Origin of the sequence: Actinosynnema sp. NPDC059797 (genome assembly GCF_042732085.1) — a bacterium.
Classification (GTDB): domain Bacteria; phylum Actinomycetota; class Actinomycetes; order Mycobacteriales; family Pseudonocardiaceae; genus Actinosynnema.
This window is the reverse complement of the sequence record NZ_JBHWIE010000758.1, coordinates 1-1,145: the sequence shown is the minus strand read 5'-3', so window position 1 is coordinate 1,145 and position 1,145 is coordinate 1. Positions and strand designations below refer to the sequence as shown.

Genomic DNA, 1,145 nt, shown 5'->3' with positions numbered 1-1,145 from the left:
TCGCTCGACCGCCCAGCAGCTGGGCTACCGGCGCAACACCCTCTCGGTGGGCCTGCGCACCGGGCGCACGCAGACGATCGGGTTCGTGTCCGACACCGTCGCCTCCTCCCTGCTGGCCGGCAACATGATCAAGGGCGCGCTGGAGGCGGCCCACCGGCGGGGCTTCATGCTGTTCTTCGGCGAGAGCGGCGGCGACCCGGACGTGGAGAAGGCCCTGGTCGAGGCGATGCACGACCGCCGGGTCGACGGCATCGTCTTCGCGGCGATGTACACCAGGCCGGTCGCCGTGCCCGAGGGGCTGGACCACGGCCCGGCCGTCCTGCTCAACGCCCTGCCGGCGGCGTACTCGCCCCTGCCCGCGGTGCTGCCCGACGAGGTGGGCGCCGGTCGCGCCGCCGCCCGCGTCCTCGTCGACGCCGGCCACCGCGAGGGCGTCCACCTGATCGGCGCCGGTCCGGGCGTCGAGGACATCCCGCCGAACAGCATCGCCGCCGCCGAGCGCCTGGTCGGCATCCACCAGGTGTTCGACGCGGCCGGCGTCCGACCGGTGACGGCGCACCGGTGCCCCAAGTGGATGCCGGAGGACGGCTACGAGACCACCCGGGCGATCCTGCGCCACCACCGCCCGAAGGCGTTGCTGTGCCTGAACGACCGCCTGGCCTTCGGCGCCTACCAGGCGCTGGCCGAGGCCGGGCTGTCCGTGCCCGACGACGTGTCCGTGGTGTCGTTCGACGACCACCCCATCGCCTCCTGGGTGCGGCCCAGGCTCACCACCGTCGCGCTGCCGCACCACGAGCTGGGCGCGAAGGCGGTCGAGGTCCTCTTCGCCGCGGCCGAGCGGCGCGGGCGGCACCGGGGCGCTCCCGTGGTCCATCGTGTCCCCATGTCGGTCCGGCACGGCGAGTCGGTCAAGCCGGCGCCCGTGTCGTCGCGGTAGGGCGCCGGCGGTGGCCGCCGGTCGACGACGAGGCATCGACCGGCGGCCGGGCATCAGCGCGCCGCGCAGGTGGGGGACAGGCCGCCGGCGGAGCCGGTGGCCTGGAAGCCGAACTCGACGGTCCGGCCGGGTGCGACGGAGCCGTTGTAGTCGACGTTGGTGAAGGTCACCGCGCCGCTGTTGCCCGAGCGGTTGGCGCTCCACTGGT

At 74.8% G+C, this 1,145-nt stretch carries 2 protein-coding genes; one reads left to right on the top strand and one right to left on the bottom strand.

Going from position 1 to position 1,145, the window contains the following annotated elements:
- A partial coding sequence (locus tag ACFV4N_RS43960; RefSeq protein WP_499678640.1) for a substrate-binding domain-containing protein occupies positions 1-937 on the top strand: 937 nt, incomplete at its 5' end.
- Positions 938-990: 53 nt separating this feature from the next.
- Here ACFV4N_RS43960 and ACFV4N_RS43955 read toward each other — a convergent pair.
- On the bottom strand, positions 991-1,145 hold a 155-nt coding region (locus ACFV4N_RS43955), incomplete at its 5' end, for a cellulose binding domain-containing protein (RefSeq protein WP_499678641.1).